Here is a 17,142-nt window from a genome sequence, read left to right as displayed (position 1 = left end):
ACCGCTCAGCGCACGTAGTCGACGATCTGCATCATGCCCTCGTCGCCGTGCTGGAGCTGGTGACAGTGCAGCATCGAGCGTCCGGTGAAGTCCTCGGCGCGCACCCGCAGGGTGACCGACCCCTTCGGCGGGACGTTGACCGTGTCGTGCCAGACCGGCGTGGCCAGCGGCCGGTTGTCGACGGCGGTGAGCAGGAAGTGGTTGGTGTGCAGGTGGAAGGGGTGATGGTTGTGGGTGTGCGCGTCGTTGACGATCGTCCACTCCTCGACCTCGCCCAGCCGGACGCGCTGGTTGACGTAGTCGGGCGAGAAGCGCCCCCAGGCGTGGTCGCCGCGGCCCGCCCGGCGGTCGGCCGCGGGGGTCTCGCCGTCGCCCAGGATGCGGTAGGCGTTCGGGAAGGCACCTGACAGGACGTGGTCGTAGCTGCGGAACGTCAGCACCCGGGTGCGGGTGGGGGCGGGCAGGCTCGCCACCTTGCCGGGCAGGCTCGTCGGCAGCGCCATCGCACGGGGCTCGCCGGTGACGACGAGCGTCAGCAGCGGCGGGGAGGCGGGGCCGGCGGAGAGACTGTAGGTGCCGGGTTCGCCGCCGCGGACCAGCAGGTCGACCCGTCCGCCCGTCGGGAGGGTCACCCCGGTGGTGGGGACGGGACTCATGAAGGTGATCCCGTCACAGGCGATCTGGTGCATCTCCTGCCCGCTCAGGTGCAGGAAGTGCGCGGTGAGCGCCCCCGCGTTGACGACCCGCCAGCGCTGCACCTCCCCCGGCGCGATGGTCAGCACGGGTTGCTTGACGCCGTTGACCAGGAAGATCGAGGCGAGATCGTCGAAGGCGCCGTGGGACGTCAGGTCCGGCACCCGCCCGCCGGACAGCTTGAGCTCGCTGACGCACAGGACGACCTCCCTGGCCGCCGCGATCTCCGGCACCTCGTCGACGTCGCCCTCGACGACGATCACGCCCGCCATGCCGTTCAGCACCTGGGTGGCAGCGGATCCGTGGTGGTGGGGGTGGTACCAGAAGGTGCCGGCCGGATGGTCGGCCGGGACGTCGACGGTGGTGCAGTACGTGGTCGTCTCCCCCGGAGTGGCGGCGGGCTCGAAGGCGCGGAAGACGTTGTCCGACCCGCCCTCGGGATCGACGTGCATACCGTGCGTGTGCAGGTTGAAGGTGTTGAAGTGATGCGGGACGTTGATGTCCTGGTGCGTCGCCGCGTTCGGCGGCAGTGCGTTGACCTGCGTGATCTCCAGGGTCCCCCCGGGCCGCACCCGCAGTGTCGGTCCCGGGACCGACCCCTCGTAGGTGCGGGTGAGCACACTGCCCACCCCGGGCACCGCCAGCTCGGTGAACGCGACGGTCAGCCTGGTGGCCAGCCGCCCCGTGTCCGGGTCCGCCCGGCGCGTCTGCGGCTGCGGGAACCAGGCGTCGGCCGCAGACCGCGCGGCCGCATGCGACGTTGCCGCGCGCGCGGCCGCCGTCCCGGTCACGGTCGCGCCGGCCACGGCCGGCAGGCACTTCAGCACGTCACGACGGGCCAACGACGTCATCGATCGCCTCCACGGGGAGCGGACGGCGGGACACCCTCGGCTACCCCGGCCATCCGTCACTGAATGTAGCCACACAGTACGCGGAGTAGCCGCCCGGGCGCGGTTGCGCAGCGCGGGCGACCCGACGGACCCACCCCTCCCTCCCTCTCCCGGCTCCGGGTCCCGGCCACCGGCCACCGGCCACCGGCCACCGGCCACCGGCGGGAGCCGACGCCGCCCGCCTCGGGCACGCGCCCGCACGCCCGGGGCGACGCCCGTCCGCGCAGGCAATGCCCGTCCGCTCACGACGTCGCCGGCGCGAGGGCCGCCGTGACCGGCCGGCGACGGATCACGAGGGCCATCAGCGCCGCCGCCGCGCACAGCGCGCCCGACCCGTACCAGACGACGTCGTACGAGCCGAACGCGTCCCGCGCCACGCCGCCCAGGAAGGCGACCAGGGCCGCGCCCAGTTGGTGGGAGGCCAGCACCCAGCCGAAGACGATCGCGCTGTCCTCCCCGTAGTGCTCGCGGCACAGGGCAAGGGTGGGCGGCACGGTGGCGACCCAGTCGAGCCCGTAGAAGACGATGAAGAAGACCATCGGCGGGTGCACGGACGGGGTCAGCAGCACCGGAAGGAACAGCAGCGACATGCCGCGCAGCGCGTAGTACACCGCCAGCAGCCGGCGCGGTTCGAAGCGGTCCGTGAACCAGCCGGAGGCGATCGTGCCGACCACGTCGAAGACGCCGATCACGGCCAGCAGGGAGGCGGCCGCCGTCACCGGCATGCCGTGGTCGTGCGCGGCGGGCACGAAGTGGGTCTGCACCAGGCCGTTCGTCGAGGCGCCGCAGATCGCGAAGGTGCCGGCCAGCAGCCAGAACGGGCCGGTACGCACCGCCGAGAACAGGACCCGCAGCGTGCGCCGGGCCGCGCCCCGCACCGGCGGCGGCTTCGGCGTGAACTCCTTCGCGCCGTACGGCTTCTGGCCCACGTCCGCCGGATGGTCGCGCAGCAGCAGCCACACGAAGGGGACGACGGTGAGCGCGGCCAGCGCGACCGTGACGGCCGCCGGGCGCCACTCGTAGCGGGTGACCGTCCAGGACAGCACCGGCAGGAAGATCAGCTGGCCGGAGGCGGAGGCGGCGGTCAGGATGCCGGTGACCAGCCCCCGGCGCTCGGTGAACCAGCGGTTGGTCACGGTCGCGGCGAAGGCCAGCGCCATCGAGCCCGAGCCGAGGCCGACCAGCAGGCCCCAGTACAGCAGCAGTTGCCAGGCCGCCGTCATCCACACCGTCAGCAGCGAGCCCGCCGAGATCACGGTCAGCGCCACGGCGACCACCCGGCGGATGCCGAACCGGTCCATCAGGGCGGCGGCGAACGGGGCGGTCAGACCGTACAGCGCCAGGTTGACCGAGACCGCCGCGCCGATCGTGCCGCGAGACCAGCCGAACTCCGCGTGCAGGGGGTCGATGAGCAGGCCCGGCAGCGAGCGGAAGGCCGCCGCGCCGATGATCGTGACGAAGGTGACGGCGGCGACGAACCAGGCGCGGTGGATCCGGCCGTGGCGACGGCCGGACACGCGGTCGGGGAGGCGGTCGGACACGGGCTTCTGTTCCCCGGCGGATTCCCGGGTCTCGGTCGTCTGATGCACGCCACCGAGCTTCGGACATCCGCACGGGACGGACGAGTGGCCCGGAGGACAGCGTTCGCTAGGATCGGGCCATGGGCCCTCTCGAGCACGCCTCCCGTCCCCACCGCGTCGTCGTCCTCGCCCTGGATGGCCTGCTCCCCTTCGAGCTGGGCATCCCGCACCGCATCTTCGGCCGCCCCAAGGACGCCCGCGGACGGCTGCTGTACGAGGTCGTCACCTGCTCCGTGCGCCCGCCCGGCCCCGTCGAGACGGACGCCGACTTCGCGATCATGGTCGAGCACGGTCCCGAGGCGCTGGCCACCGCCGACACCGTGATCGTCCCGGCCAGCTACGAGCTCGGCCCGGTCTTCGAGGAGGGCGTCCTGACCGCTGAACTCGCCGCCGCCCTCGACCACGTCAGGCCCGGCACCCGGCTCGCCTCCATCTGCACCGGCGTGTACGTGCTGGCCGCGGCCGGCTTCCTCGACGGCCGTCCCGCGACCACGCACTGGGCCGACGCCGAACACCTCCAGCGGCTCTTCCCGCAGATCAAGGTCGATCCGGACGTGCTGTTCGTCGACGACGGCGACGTGCTCACCTCGGCCGGCGTCGCCGCAGGCGTCGACCTGTGCCTGCACATGGTCCGCCGCGACCACGGCACCGCCGTCGCCAACGACGTGGCCCGCCGCACCGTCGTGCCGCCGCACCGCGACGGCGGTCAGGCCCAGTACATCGCACGACCGGTGCCCGACCCGCAGCAGGCGACCACGACCGCCGCCCGCGCCTGGGCGCTCGGCCGCCTGCACGAGCCGATCCAGTTGCGCGACATGGCCGAACGGGAGGCCATGTCGGTGCGCACGTTCACCCGCCGCTTCCGCGAGGAGGTCGGCATCAGCCCCGGCCAGTGGCTCACCCGGCAGCGGGTCGAACGGGCCCGGCACCTGCTGGAGTCCAGCGGCCTGTCCGTCGACCGGATCGCCCGGGACGCCGGTTTCGGCACCGCCCAGTCGATGCGCCAGCACCTGCAGGCGGCACTCGGCGTCACCCCGACCGCCTACCGCCGCACCTTCCGCACCGGCGCCGGCGCCCCCTCCGACGCCGTGCGCTGACCCCGGGCCCCGCCTGCGCCGCTCCCACCCCGCAAGCTACCCACCGCCCTCGACGCCCCGCGCTCCCATGCCCTCCACACCGGCGGCGGGGCCCGGCGCGGGAGCCGTGCCCCCCGCCTCGGCGGAGGCCGCGGCCCGGTCGGCGCCGCGCGGCAGACATGCGGCCGCACGTGCCTCGCCCCACCAGCCGATCGCGGTGAGCGCCAGGGTCAGCCCCACCCCCGCCAGCATCGCCGTGGACGGCGCGACCGCCCGAAGGAGCCCGCCGGCCAGCGAGCCCGTCGCCGCGTAACCCGCGCCCGCGGCCGCGTACATGACCGAGTAGCCGGCGGCCAGGGCGTCGGGCGGAAGGGCGTCGCGCAGCGACAGGTTGCGGGTGAGCATCGCACCCGACTGGAGTGTGCCCCCCACCATCAGCGCCGCGGCGATCACCGCTGCGGACGGCGACAGCGCGGCCGTCGTCACGCAGACCGACACCCCGGCCATCAGCACCACGCTGCGGGTGCGCAGCAGCCCGGGCCAGACCCGCAGGCCGTGGACGAAGCCGCCGATCCCCCCGCCCACCGCCATGCCGGTCAGCAGCGGGCCGGACCACCCCACGCCGATGCCACGCTGCTCGAGCAGCGCCGGCAGCACGAGTTCGGCCAGCCCGAGCAGGGCGAGACTCGCCGCGCCCGTGACGTACACCGGCCAGACGCCGGTCAGCACCCGCAGCAGCGGCATCCCGCCCACCCGGCCGCTCCCCGTGCCGGCCTTCCCGCCCCAGGCGGCCGGAAGCAGCCACAGGCCCGCGATCGACGACGCCATCAACGCGGCGGCCAGCAGCAACGGGACGCGCGGAGCGACGCCGAGGGCCAGACCGGCGACGGCGGCCGGGGACACGGCCCAGACCCCGGCCATCAGCATCGACTCCACCGACAGCGCCTGGGCCGCCGCCCGCTCCGGCACCAGTTCGGTGAGCAGGGTGCGCAGAGCGCCCGTGGCGGCAGCCGGAGCGGCTCCGGCCAGAACCGCGAAACCGCACAGCACCAACGGATGCGCGTCCGGCGCCAGCCCAGGTCCCGCGAACCCGACGGCGCCGCAGGCCAGCCCCCGGGCCAGGTGCAGGCGGGCCCGGTCGGGGCGCAGCCGCAGCCCGAGCACCGGAGCGCCCGCGATCTCACCGACGACGTAGGCCGCCGCGAGGGCCGCGCCCAGCGAGTAGCCGCCGGGGCGTTCGCGCACCAGGAACACCAGGGCCAGCGGAGCCATGGCCACCGGCATGCGGGCGCCGACTGCGGTGCAGGCCCAGACCAGGACCGGTCGGGAGGCGACATCGCGGTAACTCATGGAACGACCGTAGAGGCAGGCGCCGACACCGCCACGGGCTTTTTCCGCAGCCTGTGGACAACCGACAAGCGACAACCCCCAACCCGCGCCCCCAGCGCCGGCGGTCGCTAGAACGTCAGCACGCCCCGCGCCACCCGCCCCTCCTCGGCGTCCGCCGCCGCCTTCTCGAAGTCCTCGACCGGGTAGGTCCGGGTGACGAGTTCGTCGAGCAGCAGCCTGCCCTCGCGGTACAGCTCCGCGTACAGGGCGACGTCCCGCTGGGGGCGCGACGAGCCGTAGCGACAGCCCAGGATCGACTTGTCCAGGTACATCGAGGAGACCAGGAAGGACGCCTCGGCGGTGGCCGGCGGGACCCCCAGGAGCACTGCCTGACCGTGCCGGTCCAGCAGGTCGATCGCCTGCCGGATCAGTTCGACCCGGCCCACGCACTCGAAGACGTGGTCGGCGCCCGTCGGCAGCACCTCGCGCACCGCGTCCGCCGAGGTGAGGAAGTCGGTCGCGCCGAACTGCCGGGCCACCGCCTCCTTCGCCGGGTTGGCGTCCACCGCGACGATCCGCGACGCGCCCGCGATCCGCGCCCCCTGCACCACGTTCAGCCCGATCCCGCCCGTCCCGATGACGACGACGTTCTCGCCGTACCCGACCCGCGCGCGGTTCAGCACGGCCCCGACGCCGGTCAGCACCCCGCACCCGATCAGCGCGGCCGACGTCAGCGGGACGTCCTTGGGGATCGGCACCGCCTGCACGGCCTTGACCACCGTCCGCTCGGCGAAGGCGGAGTTGGACGCGAACTGGAAGAGGGGCCGCCCCGCGCGCGTGAACGGCTTCCCGGGACGCCCGATGGCCCGCCGGCACATCGTGGGCCGGCCGCGGTCGCACTCCGCGCAGGCGCCGCAGTTGGCGAGCGTGGACAGCGCGACATGGTCGCCGGGCACGACATGCGTGACCCCGGCGCCGACCGCCGCCACGACCCCCGCGCCCTCGTGCCCGAGGACGACCGGCGTCGGGAAGGGGATCGTCCCGTCGACGACCGACAGGTCGCTGTGGCACAGCCCGGCCGCCGAGACGGCGACGAGCACCTCGCCCGCTCCCGGATCACGCACCTGAAGGTCGTCGACGACCTCGACCCGCTTCCCGTCGAACACCACACCTCGCATCACGCTGCTCCCCTCTGCCTCATCCCTTGGGCTGCCTGGGCAGGCCGAGCACGCGCTCGGCGATGATCGTGCGCTGGATCTGATCGGAACCGCCGTAGATCGTGTCGGCCCGGGAGAACAGGAACAGGTGTTGCGCGTCGTCGAGTTCGTACGGCGCGGCGGGCGTCCAGTCGGCCGGGCCGACACTCGCCGCCGCCCCCCGCACCTGCACGGCGACCTCGCCCAGCCGCTGGTGCCAGCCCGCCCACAGCAGCTTGGCCACGCTCGGCGCTCCCGGCCCGCCCGTGCCGCCCAGCGTCCGCAGCGCGTTCCACCGCATGGTCCGCAACTCCGCCCACAGCCGCACCAGTCGCTCGCGCACGACGGGATCGCCGGCCGCGCCCGTCTCCACGGCGGCGTGCACGACGCGCTCCAACTCCCGGGCGAAGCCGATCTGCTGGGCGAGGGTCGACACGCCGCGCTCGAAGCCGAGCAGGCTCATCGCGACCCGCCAGCCCTCTCCCGGCACACCGACGACGTGCTCCACGCGCGCGTGCGCCCCGTCGAAGAAGACCTCGTTGAAGTCGCTGGTGCCGGTCAGCTGCCGGATCGGGCGCACCTCGATCCGGCCCGGCTGGTCCATGGGCACGAGGAGGAACGTCAGGCCGTGGTGCCGGCGGGAGTGCGGGTCGGTGCGCGCGAGGACGAAGCACCAGTCGGCCTCATGGGCGAGGGAGGTCCAGATCTTCTGGCCGGTGACGCGGTACGACCGTCCGTCGGGGGCGGCTTCGGCACGCGTGCGGACGCCGGCGAGGTCGGACCCCGCGCCGGGCTCGCTGTAGCCCTGGCACCACAGTTCGTCGCCGGCGGCGACCGGAGGCAGGAAGCGCGCCTTCTGCTCGTCCGTGCCGTGCGCGAGGATGGTGGGCGCGAGCAGGTTCTCCCCGATGTGCCCGGAGCGCGGCGGGGCGCCCGACCGGGCGTACTCCTCGGCCCAGGCGACCTGCTGGGTGAGGCTCCCGGTCCGGTTGCCGTATCCGCTCTCCGGCCAGCCGAGCCCGATCCACCCGGCCGCCCCGAGAGCCCGCTCCCAGGACCGCCGGCCGGAGGCCTGCGGCGCGTGTGCGGCCAGCCAGTCCCGTGCTTCGACGCGGAAAGAGTCGTCCGCAGGGGTGAAACCGAAATCCACGCTGACCTCCTCGAGAATGGGGCGACGGCACGTACGTCCAAAGGCGCGGGGGACCGCCCCGACGCACCCGCACCCGCACCCGCACGCGCGCCCGCGCCCGCCGATCCACTCGCACACCCGGGCTACCGGGCGTTGGGCCGGCTCCCTTCCCGCGCGGCCCGCGCCATCTCCTCGAGCCGCGCCAGCATCGGCATCGGATCGACCCCCACCGACGCCGGGAGGGCCTCCGCGATCCGTTCCGGCGTCCAGGAACCCCCCTCCGCGTAGACCGAACGCAGTTCCCTCGGCTGCGCCCAGACCGCGATCTTCGGCCCGGCGACGGTGTACACCTGCCCGGTGATCCTGGCCTCGCGCGCCTTGTCCGACAGCAGGTAGACCACGAACGCGGCCACGTCCTCCGGTTCGCCGATCTCCGACAGCTCCGTGGGCACCCCGGCCGACATGCGCGTGCGCGCCACGGGGGCGACCGCGTTGGCGGTCACCCCGTACTTGTGCAGGCCGAGCGCGGCGCTGCGCACCAGCGAGATGATCCCGCCCTTGGCCGCGCTGTAGTTGGCCTGCGACACGGATCCCTGGTGGTTGCCGCTGGTGAATCCGATCAGCGTGCCGCCGCGCTGTTCGCGCATCACCGCCGACGCGGCCCGGAACACGGTGAAGGTGCCCTTCAGATGGGTGGCCACGACCGGGTCCCACTCCTCCTCGGACATGTTGAACAACATCCGCTCGCGGAGGATGCCGGCCACGCACACGACCCCGTCGAGCCGCCCGTACGACTGCATGGCCACGTCGACGAGCCGCCGGCCGCCGGCCATCGTGGAGATGTCGTCGGCGACGGCGACGGCCTCCCCGCCCGCCGCCTCGATCTCCTTGACGACGGCGTCGGCGACCTCGCTCGTGGGCGCGGCCCCGTCCACCGCCACGCCGTAGTCGTTGACGACGACGCGCGCGCCCTCCGCGGCGGCGGCGAGCGCCACCGCCCGCCCGATGCCCCGTCCCGCGCCCGTGACGGCGATGCTCCTGCCGGCCAGGAAGTTCCCCATGCCCAGCCCCCTCCCGCAGTTTCTGACGGTCCGTTAGATTTTGGATGCGAGGACCAGATTGACCTGTCGGACAGTCGGGGACAAGCCCCGGGGAGGCACGGAATGACACTGCCGGCCGAGTTCCACGACATCGCCAAGCGCGTCAACAACTGGGGGCGCTGGGGGGCGGGCGACGAGATCGGCACGCTGAACCTCGTCACCGACGACGTCGTCCGCGCGGCGGCCGCCGAGATCCGCTCGGGGCGTCGCGTACCGCTCGCCCTCCCGCTGCGGGAGGACGGGGTGCAGACCGGCCTCATCCCGGGCCGGATCAACCCCCTGCACACCATGGTGCAGATCAACCAGGAGATCTTCGGCCCGGGGACGGTGGCGTGCAGCGACGACGCCGTGACGATGGGCCTGCAGGCGGGCACGCACTGGGACGCGCTGACCCACGTCTCGCACTCGGGGAAGCTCTACAACGGCCGCCCGGCGGCCAGCGTCACCGCGCACGGCGGAGCCGAGTTCAGCGGCATCGACAAGGCGCGTCACGTCGTCTCGCGCGGGGTGCTGCTCGACGTGGCACGCGCGCGCGGCGTCGACCGGCTGGCGGGCGGCCACGCGGTGACACCGGAGGATCTGGAGGCGGCCGAGGAGTTCGCCGGCGTGCGCGTGCGCGCCGGCGACATCGTGCTCGTACGGACCGGGCAGGTCCAGGTCTATCTGGCGGGCGACCGACAGGGGTACGGGTTCCCCTCGCCGGGGTTGTCGGTGCGCACGCCTCAGTGGTTCCACGCGCGCGACGTGGCGGCCGTCGCCAACGACACCCTCACGTTCGAGGTCTTCCCGCCGGAGATCGACGATCTGTGGCTGCCCGTGCACGCACTCGATCTCGTGGAGATGGGGATGCTTCAGGGCCAGAACTGGAATCTCGAAGAGTTGTCCACAGCCTGTGGAGAAGTGGGCCGCTACGCGTTCCTGTTGTCCGCGATGCCCGAGCCGTTCGTCGGCGGAACGGGAACGCCGGTGGCCCCGGTGGCGATTCTCTGAGGGTGCGAGGGTGCGAGGGTGCGAGGGCCGAACGGTGAGGACGCGTGCGGGCGGGCCGCGCCCGTCGGCCGGCGGCGCGCGGCTGCCCGCCCCGAGCACGGCACCGCGCACCGCCATCCGACTTCGGCGTGTCTCCCCGCGCCCGGGCGGGGAACCCCTGTCGACTCCCCTCGCCCCTGAGGGAACCGACGCCGAATCACGATCCGCGCCCGGCAAGGACCTCCGTCACCGAGGCCCTCGCCGTCCCCTCACGGCGAATCGCTGACCACAAGCGTGATCAAACGGACAACGAACGTCAACACCCGGAAGGGGATTTATTACTTACGCCCCATTCATCATGGGCGCGCACAGAAGCACGGACGGGCGCACCGATCCCGGACCGGCCCGGACCGACAGCGCTTTCTGCGCCCGCGCCCCACGACTGCCGGGCTCCGCGGTGCCGGGCCGCCGGCCCGCCGGGACACTCCGCACCCGCGTGTACGCCGCGCGCCGCCGTCGGCCCGTCAGACAGCCCCGTAGGCCAGGCCGCCGTACGCCGGCCGGGGCTCCTTGCGGACGCCGCCCACGCACTCGACGACTCCCGCGCACTCGGCCGCACCGCCACGGTCCACCGCCACCTCGGCCGGGGTCGCACAGCGGTCCAGTTCGCACCAGATGCGTTTGCCTGTGCCCTCGACGCTCCACCCCCAGCGGTCCGCGAGGCCGTCGACGAGGGCCAGGCCACGTCCGCCGGTCGCCTCGTCGCCCGCGCAGCGGGGCACCGGGGCCCGGTCGCTGGAGTCCGCCACCTCCAGCCGGACGATGGACGGCTCGGACGCCCCGCCCGGCAGGGAGAGCCGCAACACGGCCGGACAGCCGGTGTGCACCACGGCGTTGGTGACCAGCTCGGAGACGAGCAGGATCAACGTCTCGGCGAGCGGCTCCTCGTCCCCTATCCCGGACCCGACGAGGCGCGAACGGGCCCACCTGCGGGCGCGCCCCACCTCAGCGGGGTCGGGCCGGATCTCCAGCTGCACTTGAAGCACCTGCACCGCTCACACCATCCGAACCGGCGGACACATGGCCGTACGCCACGCCAGCCACGCTAGCCGCGCGTGCGCCATGACGACGGGGGCCACGATCGTAGCCATTTTCTGCATGACCAGAACAACGGCCAGAGGCAGGGTGACGGAACGTGAATCCCTTACGAGACAGCTTGGTTGACGTACAGTCACCTCAACAAGCGCTTCGGGCATATTCCAGCGCGAAGGAGTACCCGTGCGGCATACTGTGCGACGCTCGTTGCGGGGAGTCGAACAGGCGGGGGCGATACGCCCGTCCGCCCAGCGAGCGGCGGCGCGCACCACCGGATCCGGCATCGCCCCGGGGGCACCGCCGGCATGGCTCATGCTCGGAACCGCTCGCATCCCACAGAAGGTACCGGAGCGACCCGCCGACTCCGGGCCGTGACGGGTCACGCATCGGACACAACCCGATATCAACGCTCCGTGATTCCGGTATGCCACAATCCGCGACACCCGCGCGGCCGTCCGTCCGCCGTGTCCCCCGTCCGCGCAGGCCGGGACCGCTAACGGTCCGCCCCGGCCAGCAGATCGGCCGCGAGCAGCTCCTCACTCTCCGTGCCCCCACCCGCACGTCGTGTGCGCACCCAGGCCCGTTTCAGCAGCAGGTGGACGTCCGCCTCCCAGGTGAACCCCATGCCGCCGTGCACCTGGAGACAGTCGCGCGCGCCGCGTACGGCGGCGTCGTCGGCCAGCAGCCGGGCCGCCGCGATGTCGGCCGGGTCGGCGGTGACGGCGGCCGCGTAGACCGCCGCACGGGCCGTCTCGACCCGCACGAGCAGCTCCGCGCAGAGATGCTTGACCGCCTGGAAGGCCCCGATCGGCCGACCGAACTGCTCACGCGCCCGGGCGTGTTGCACGGCCAGTTCGCACGCGCGTGTGGCGGTGCCGAGCTGCTCCGCCGCGGTGAGGAGGACGGCGGCGGGATCGGCCGTGCCGCGCGCGGGGACGGCGTGCAGCGGCGTCAACGGGTCCACCGACCTCAGCGGCACGGCCCCGTCGACGTCCCCGCGCACGACGTCCGCCTGCGCCAGCCACTCCACCAGCCCGCCGCCGTCGGCGGCCGCCACGACCGTCTCGCCCTCGGCCGCGCCCGGCACGTGCCCGGCCGCGAGGTGGGTGGCCACCAACGGGCCCGGCAGCAGCCTCCGGCCCGCCTCCTCGAAGACCAGCACCGCCTCGGGCAGCCCGAGTCCGACCCCGCCGTCCGCCTCCGGCAGCCGCAGCGCGAAGAATCCGGCCGCGCCCAACTCTCGCCACAGGGCCCGGTCCAGTACCCCCGGCCGGTCCACGGCGGCCCGCAGCGCCGCCCGGTCGAAACGGCGCGCGAGCAGCTCCCGCGCCCCGTCGCGGAGTGCCCGCTGGTCCTCCGTCAGGAGAAAACGCATGACGGACCCTTCACCTCCCCTTCGGCAGACCCAGAATCCGCTCGGCCACGATGTCGCGCTGGATCTGCGACGTGCCGGCGGCGATGGTGTACGAGAGCGACGAGAGCCGGTCGGCCGTCCACGTCCGGTCGGCGTCGAGGGCCGCGTCGCCCAGGACCTCGGCGGCGGCGTCGTACAGCTCCTGGCGCGCCTGCGAGTAGCGGAGCTTGAAGACCGAGCCGCCGACGCCGGGCACCCCGCCGTGCGCGGCCTCCGCCGCGCTCACGTTCCACTGCGTCAGCCGCCACAGCGCGCGGAACTCGGCGTTGAGGGACCCCAGCCGGCGCCGCAGGACGGGGTCGTCCCAGCGTCCGGTGCGCCGCGCCCGGTGCGCGAGTTCGCCCAGCACGCGCCGACAGGCGACGACCTCGCCGACGAAGGCGGTGCCGCGCTCGAAGGACAGCGTCACCATCGTCACGCGCCAGCCGTCGTTCTCCGCCCCCACCCGGTTGCCGACCGGCACCCGCACCTCGTCGAGGAACACCTCGGCGAACTCGGCTGACCCGGCGAGGGTGCGCAGCGGGCGGACCGTGACGCCGGGCGCGTCCATGGGCATGGCCAGCCAGCTGATGCCCCGGTGCTTCGGCGCGTCCGGATCGGTGCGCACCAGCAGCTCGCACCAGTCGGCGACTTCCGCGTGCGAGGTCCAGATCTTGGATCCGCTCACCACGTAGGCGTCGCCGTCGCGCCACGCGCGCGTGCGCAGCGCCGCGAGGTCGGACCCGGCGTCGGGCTCGCTGAAGCCCTGGCACCACACCTCCTCGCCGCGCAGGATGGGCGGCAGCCAGCGGGCCCGCTGCTCGGGCGTCCCCTCGGCGGCGATCGTCGGGCCGGCGTGCAGCAGCCCGACGAAGCCCGCGCCCACGTAGGGCGCGCCCGCCTTCTCGGTCTCCTCCAGGAAGATCAGGCGGACGCCCGGCGGGGCCTGCCAGTGGACGTCGGCGTATCCGGCGTCGTGCAGGGCCCGCTGCCAGCCCAGGTCGTAGGCGCGGCGGCCCGGCCAGTCGTCCGGCGAGGGCTTCGGCGGGAGCGTGGGCAGCACCTTGCCCAGCCACTCCCGCAGCCGGGCCCGGAACTCCGCGTCCTCGGGGCTGTCCGAGAGGTCCATGTCCTGATCCCCCTGCCTGATCTGCTGCCCTGCCTTGGCTTGCCTTGCCGGTGCTGATGCCCTCCGGCCCCGCGGCCGGCTACTTGTCCAGGTCCAGGTCCAGCATGCGGATCGCGTTGCCGCGCATCAGCTTGTAGACCGTCTCGTCGTCGAGGCCCTTGACGTGGTCGAGGGCGACCTCCTTGGTGTGCGGGAAGGTGGAGTCCACGTGCGGGTAGTCGGTCTCGAAGGTCGCGTTGTCGCGCCCCACCACGTCCAGGGAGGCGACGCCGTGCTTGTCGCGGAAGAAGCAGCAGAAGATCTGCCGGTAGTAGTAGGTCGACGGCGGTTCGGGGATCAGGTCGCGGACGCCGCCCCACGCGCGGTGCTCCTCCCAGACGTCGTCGGCGCGCTCCAGGGCGTACGGGATCCAGCCCATCTGCCCCTCGGAGTAGGCCAGCTTGAGGCGCGGGAACCGCACCAGTACGCCGCTGAAGAGGTAGTCCATCATCGAGGCCATCGCGTTGTTGAAGGACAGGGACGCCTGGACGGCCGGGGGCGCGTCGGGTGAGGCGGCCGGCATCTGCGAGGACGAGCCGATGTGCATGTTGACGACCGTCCCCGTCTCCTCGCACACCGCGAAGAACGGGTCCCAGTAGCCCGAGTGGATCGACGGCAGCCCGAGGTGGCTCGGGATCTCGGAGAAGGTCACCGCGCGCACCCCGCGGGCCGCGTTGCGCCGGATCTCGGCGACCGCCAGGCCGACGTCCCACAGGGGGATCAGGCACAGCGGGATCAGCCGGCCGCCGCTGCCGCCGCACCACTCCTCGACCATCCAGTCGTTGTAGGCGCGCACGCAGGCCAGCGCGACCTCCTTGTCGTGCGCCTCGGCGAAGGTCTGCCCGCAGAAGCGCGGGAAGGACGGGAAGCACAGCGAGGCCTCGACGTGGTTGAGGTCCATGTCCGCCAGCCGGGCCTTCGGGTCCCAGCAGCCGCGCCGCATCTCCTCGCGGGTGATGCCCTCGAGGGTCATCTCGTCGCGGTCGAAGCCGACGGCGGCGATGTTGCGCTTGTACGGGAACTTCAGGTCCTCGTAGATCCACCAGTCGGTGGGCGGGCCGTCCGGGTCCATCGTGATCCGGTACTTCCCGGCGACGTAGGCGAGCTCGCCGATCCCGGCGGTGAGGGGCTGCGGTCCCCGGTCCCGGTACTTCTTCGGCAGCCAGGTGGAGAAGAGGTGCGCGGGCTCGATCACATGGTCGTCCACGCTGACGATGCGCGGCAGTTCGGTGCTCATGGCTTCCCTCCGCCTGGCGGAACGCCGGTGGTCCGGTGGACGGCCCGACGCGTCATCTGATGGGTCGTCAGATCTGCTCTCCCCTGCAGGCTAGCCCGCACCCCCTGGACCGACAAGGCGACCGGGCCTACGCTCTGCCCAAATCTGACTGTCCGTCAGCTAGCCAGGGGGCCGACGTGAACGACACCGACACCGCCCACGAGCTGAGCGACTCCCGCACCCTCTGGGAGCTGCTCGCCCGCCGCGCCGACCTCACCCCCGGACGCCGGGTCCTCCTGCAGGGCGACCGCGCCCTGACCTTCGGCGAGCTGCGCGAGCGCGCCGAGCGGACCGCGGCCGGGCTGCACGACATGGGCGTACGCCCCGGCACCGTCGTCGCCTGGCAGCTGCCGACCCGCCTCGAGACGGCCGTGCTCTCCTTCGCCCTGGCGCGCCTGGGGGCCGTGCAGACCCCGGTCATCCCCTTCTACCGCGACCGCGAGGTCGGCTTCGCGCTGCGCGAGTCGAAGGCGGAGTTCTTCGCGACGCCGGGCGTCCGGCGCGGCTTCGACCACACCGAGATGGCCCGGCGGCTCGGCGCGAAGGGCGTCTTCGAGGCCTACGACGACCTGCCCGAGGGCGATCCCTCAGTGCTCTCCGCCCCGCCCGCCGAGGGCGGCTCGGTCCGCTGGATCTACTGGACCTCGGGCACCACGTCCGACCCCAAGGGCGTCCTGCACACCGACCGTTCGCTGATCGCGGGCGGCTCCTGCCTCGCCCACGCGCTGCGCCTCACGGCGGACGACGTCGGCTCCATGGCGTTCCCGTACGCCCACATCGCCGGCCCCGACTACACCGTCATGCTCCTGCTCTACGGCTTCCCGGCGGTGATGTTCGAGCACTTCGCGCTGCCGGACGCGCTGGAGGAGTACCGGCGGCACGGCGTGACCGTGGCGGGCGGGTCGACGGCGTTCTACTCGATGTTCCTCGCCGAGCAGCGCAGACAGCCGGGCGTCCCGGTGATCCCCACGCTGCGGCTGCTCGCGGGCGGCGGCGCGCCCAAGCCTCCGGAGGTGTACCACGCCGTCGTGCGCGAGATGGGCGTGCAGCTCACCCACGGCTACGGGATGACCGAGGTGCCGATGATCACCATGGGCGCGCCGGACGACACGGCGGAGAACCTCGCGACGACGGAGGGACGGCCGCCGGCGGGCATGGACATACGCATCGCCGAGGACGGGGAGGTGCGGCTGCGCGGCGAGGCCGTGTGCCGGGGTTACCTGGATCCCGGCCAGAGCGCCGAGGCGTTCGACGCGGACGGCTTCCTGCGCACCGGCGACCTGGGGCGGCTGACCGGCAGCGGGCACCTGGTGCTCACCGGACGGCTGAAGGACGTCATCATCCGCAAGGGGGAGAACATCTCCGCCAAGGAGATCGAGGACCTGCTGGCCGCCCATCCCGGCGTCGGGGACGTCGCCGTGATCGGCCTGCCCGACGCCGAGCGCGGGGAACGGGTGTGCGCGGTCGTCGAACAGCCGGCCGGGGCGCTGGCGCTGACCCTGGAGGCGGTCACCTCGTATCTGCGCGCGGCGGGACTCTCCGTGCACAAGCTGCCCGAGCAGCTGGAGCTGGTGGACGCCCTGCCGCGCAACGACACGCTCCGCAAGGTCCTCAAGTACAAGCTGCGCGAACGCTACTCGGGAACCGTGAAGTAGCGGGCGAACGCCGGGACGATCTCGGCCTCGCCGACCTTGTCGTCGGCGTCGGCGTCCAGCACCGCGGCGGCTCCCCGGGCGACCTCCTCGGGCGCGCCGAGGGCGCGGAGCACCCGCACGGTGTCCTCCACCGTCGCCCGGCCGTCGCCGTCGGCGTCGGCCACGTCGAGTGCCGCGTGCAGGAAGGGGCGGGCGATCTCGGCGAACCGCCCCGGGTTGTCGCGCAGGCGCTTGACCGCGCCGGTCACGAACTCCTCGCGGGTGATGCGCTGGTCGCCGTCGCGGTCGGCGATGCCGGCCATGCCCTGCCAGAACGCCTCGGCTCCCGCGTAGACGGCCTGCCCCTTGTCGGAGCGGGCGGCGACGCCGAACTCGGCGAGCACCGCCTTGGCCGCGGCGGCGAAGTCCGCGCGGTCGATGTAGCCGTTGCCGTCCTGGTCGAAGGTGGCGAACCGGGCGGCGATCCTGCGTTCGTACTCGCTGTTGACCATGTCTTCTCGGGCCGCCTTACGTCGTCGCGGAGGTGCTGTGGGAAATGCGGGGAAGGCACTGCGAAGAGTGCTTCCGGCAGGGAGCGTACGACGCGGACGGCG

14 protein-coding genes are annotated in these 17,142 nt (G+C 73.3%); 3 read left to right on the top strand and 11 right to left on the bottom strand.

Annotated features, from left to right (window positions below; all coding sequences use genetic code 11):
* Window positions 1-5: 5 nt before the first annotated feature.
* Both C6376_RS12160 and C6376_RS12155 read right to left on the bottom strand, forming a co-directional pair.
* A complete protein-coding gene (locus tag C6376_RS12160; RefSeq protein ID WP_107443426.1) occupies window positions 6-1,544 on the bottom strand; it encodes a multicopper oxidase family protein in 1,539 nt (512 codons plus the stop codon).
* 281 nt (window positions 1,545-1,825) lie between these two features.
* Complete coding sequence (locus C6376_RS12155) at window positions 1,826-3,124, bottom strand: MFS transporter (protein WP_107448925.1); 1,299 nt, start codon at window positions 3,122-3,124, stop codon at window positions 1,826-1,828.
* A 119-nt stretch (window positions 3,125-3,243) separates the two neighbouring features.
* Here C6376_RS12155 and C6376_RS12150 point away from each other — a divergent pair, with 119 nt between their 5' ends.
* The gene (locus tag C6376_RS12150; protein WP_107443425.1) at window positions 3,244-4,260 is read left to right on the top strand and encodes a GlxA family transcriptional regulator; all 1,017 of its coding nucleotides are present in this window, start codon (window positions 3,244-3,246) and stop codon (window positions 4,258-4,260) included.
* Window positions 4,261-4,296: 36 nt separating this feature from the next.
* Here C6376_RS12150 and C6376_RS12145 read toward each other — a convergent pair whose 3' ends face one another.
* The 4 genes from C6376_RS12145 to C6376_RS12130 all read right to left on the bottom strand — a co-directional run bounded on the left by C6376_RS12145 (window position 4,297) and on the right by C6376_RS12130 (window position 8,954).
* Window positions 4,297-5,589, bottom strand: coding sequence for an MFS transporter (locus tag C6376_RS12145; RefSeq protein WP_254075916.1), 1,293 nt, complete (start codon window positions 5,587-5,589; stop codon window positions 4,297-4,299).
* A 107-nt stretch (window positions 5,590-5,696) separates the two neighbouring features.
* The gene (locus C6376_RS12140) at window positions 5,697-6,746 is read right to left on the bottom strand and encodes a Zn-dependent alcohol dehydrogenase (RefSeq protein ID WP_107443424.1); all 1,050 of its coding nucleotides are present in this window, start codon (window positions 6,744-6,746) and stop codon (window positions 5,697-5,699) included.
* Window positions 6,747-6,765: 19 nt separating this feature from the next.
* Entirely contained in the window at window positions 6,766-7,914 is a 1,149-nt protein-coding gene (locus C6376_RS12135; RefSeq protein WP_107443423.1) for an acyl-CoA dehydrogenase family protein, read from the bottom strand.
* Window positions 7,915-8,036: 122 nt separating this feature from the next.
* Window positions 8,037-8,954 carry an SDR family oxidoreductase gene (locus tag C6376_RS12130; RefSeq protein ID WP_107443422.1) on the bottom strand — a complete coding sequence of 306 codons (918 nt, stop codon included), beginning with the start codon at window positions 8,952-8,954 and terminating at the stop codon, window positions 8,037-8,039.
* A gap of 102 nt (window positions 8,955-9,056) precedes the next feature.
* On the opposite strand from C6376_RS12130, the gene C6376_RS12125 reads away from it, so the two are divergent.
* Entirely contained in the window at window positions 9,057-9,983 is a 927-nt protein-coding gene (locus C6376_RS12125) for a cyclase family protein (RefSeq protein WP_107443421.1), read from the top strand.
* Between the two features lie 503 nt (window positions 9,984-10,486).
* On the opposite strand, the gene C6376_RS12120 is transcribed toward C6376_RS12125, so the two are convergent.
* The 4 genes from C6376_RS12120 to C6376_RS12095 form a co-directional block, all read right to left on the bottom strand.
* Window positions 10,487-10,999 (bottom strand): ATP-binding protein, encoded by a 513-nt coding sequence (locus tag C6376_RS12120; RefSeq protein ID WP_107443420.1) that lies wholly within the window; start codon window positions 10,997-10,999, stop codon window positions 10,487-10,489.
* A gap of 551 nt (window positions 11,000-11,550) precedes the next feature.
* Window positions 11,551-12,432 carry an acyl-CoA dehydrogenase family protein gene (locus C6376_RS12105; protein WP_107443417.1) on the bottom strand — a complete coding sequence of 294 codons (882 nt, stop codon included), beginning with the start codon at window positions 12,430-12,432 and terminating at the stop codon, window positions 11,551-11,553.
* Between the two features lie 10 nt (window positions 12,433-12,442).
* Window positions 12,443-13,579 (bottom strand): acyl-CoA dehydrogenase family protein, encoded by a 1,137-nt coding sequence (locus tag C6376_RS12100; RefSeq protein WP_107443416.1) that lies wholly within the window; start codon window positions 13,577-13,579, stop codon window positions 12,443-12,445.
* Window positions 13,580-13,658: 79 nt separating this feature from the next.
* Complete coding sequence (locus C6376_RS12095; protein ID WP_107443415.1) at window positions 13,659-14,855, bottom strand: amidohydrolase family protein; 1,197 nt, start codon at window positions 14,853-14,855, stop codon at window positions 13,659-13,661.
* A 176-nt stretch (window positions 14,856-15,031) separates the two neighbouring features.
* On the opposite strand from C6376_RS12095, the gene C6376_RS12090 reads away from it, so the two are divergent.
* Window positions 15,032-16,549 carry a class I adenylate-forming enzyme family protein gene (locus C6376_RS12090; RefSeq protein ID WP_254075915.1) on the top strand — a complete coding sequence of 506 codons (1,518 nt, stop codon included), beginning with the start codon at window positions 15,032-15,034 and terminating at the stop codon, window positions 16,547-16,549.
* Here C6376_RS12090 and C6376_RS12085 read toward each other — a convergent pair.
* Window positions 16,528-17,040, bottom strand: a complete 513-nt coding sequence (locus tag C6376_RS12085) for an EF-hand domain-containing protein (protein WP_107443414.1) — start codon at window positions 17,038-17,040, stop codon at window positions 16,528-16,530. The two genes, C6376_RS12090 and C6376_RS12085, sit on opposite strands and share 22 nt — an antisense overlap.
* Window positions 17,041-17,142 lie beyond the last annotated feature (102 nt).

Source organism: Streptomyces sp. P3 (genome assembly GCF_003032475.1).
Taxonomy (GTDB): Bacteria; Actinomycetota; Actinomycetes; order Streptomycetales; family Streptomycetaceae; genus Streptomyces.
The sequence above is the reverse complement of the archived record's forward strand: the minus strand, read 5'-3'. Positions and strand labels throughout refer to the sequence as shown.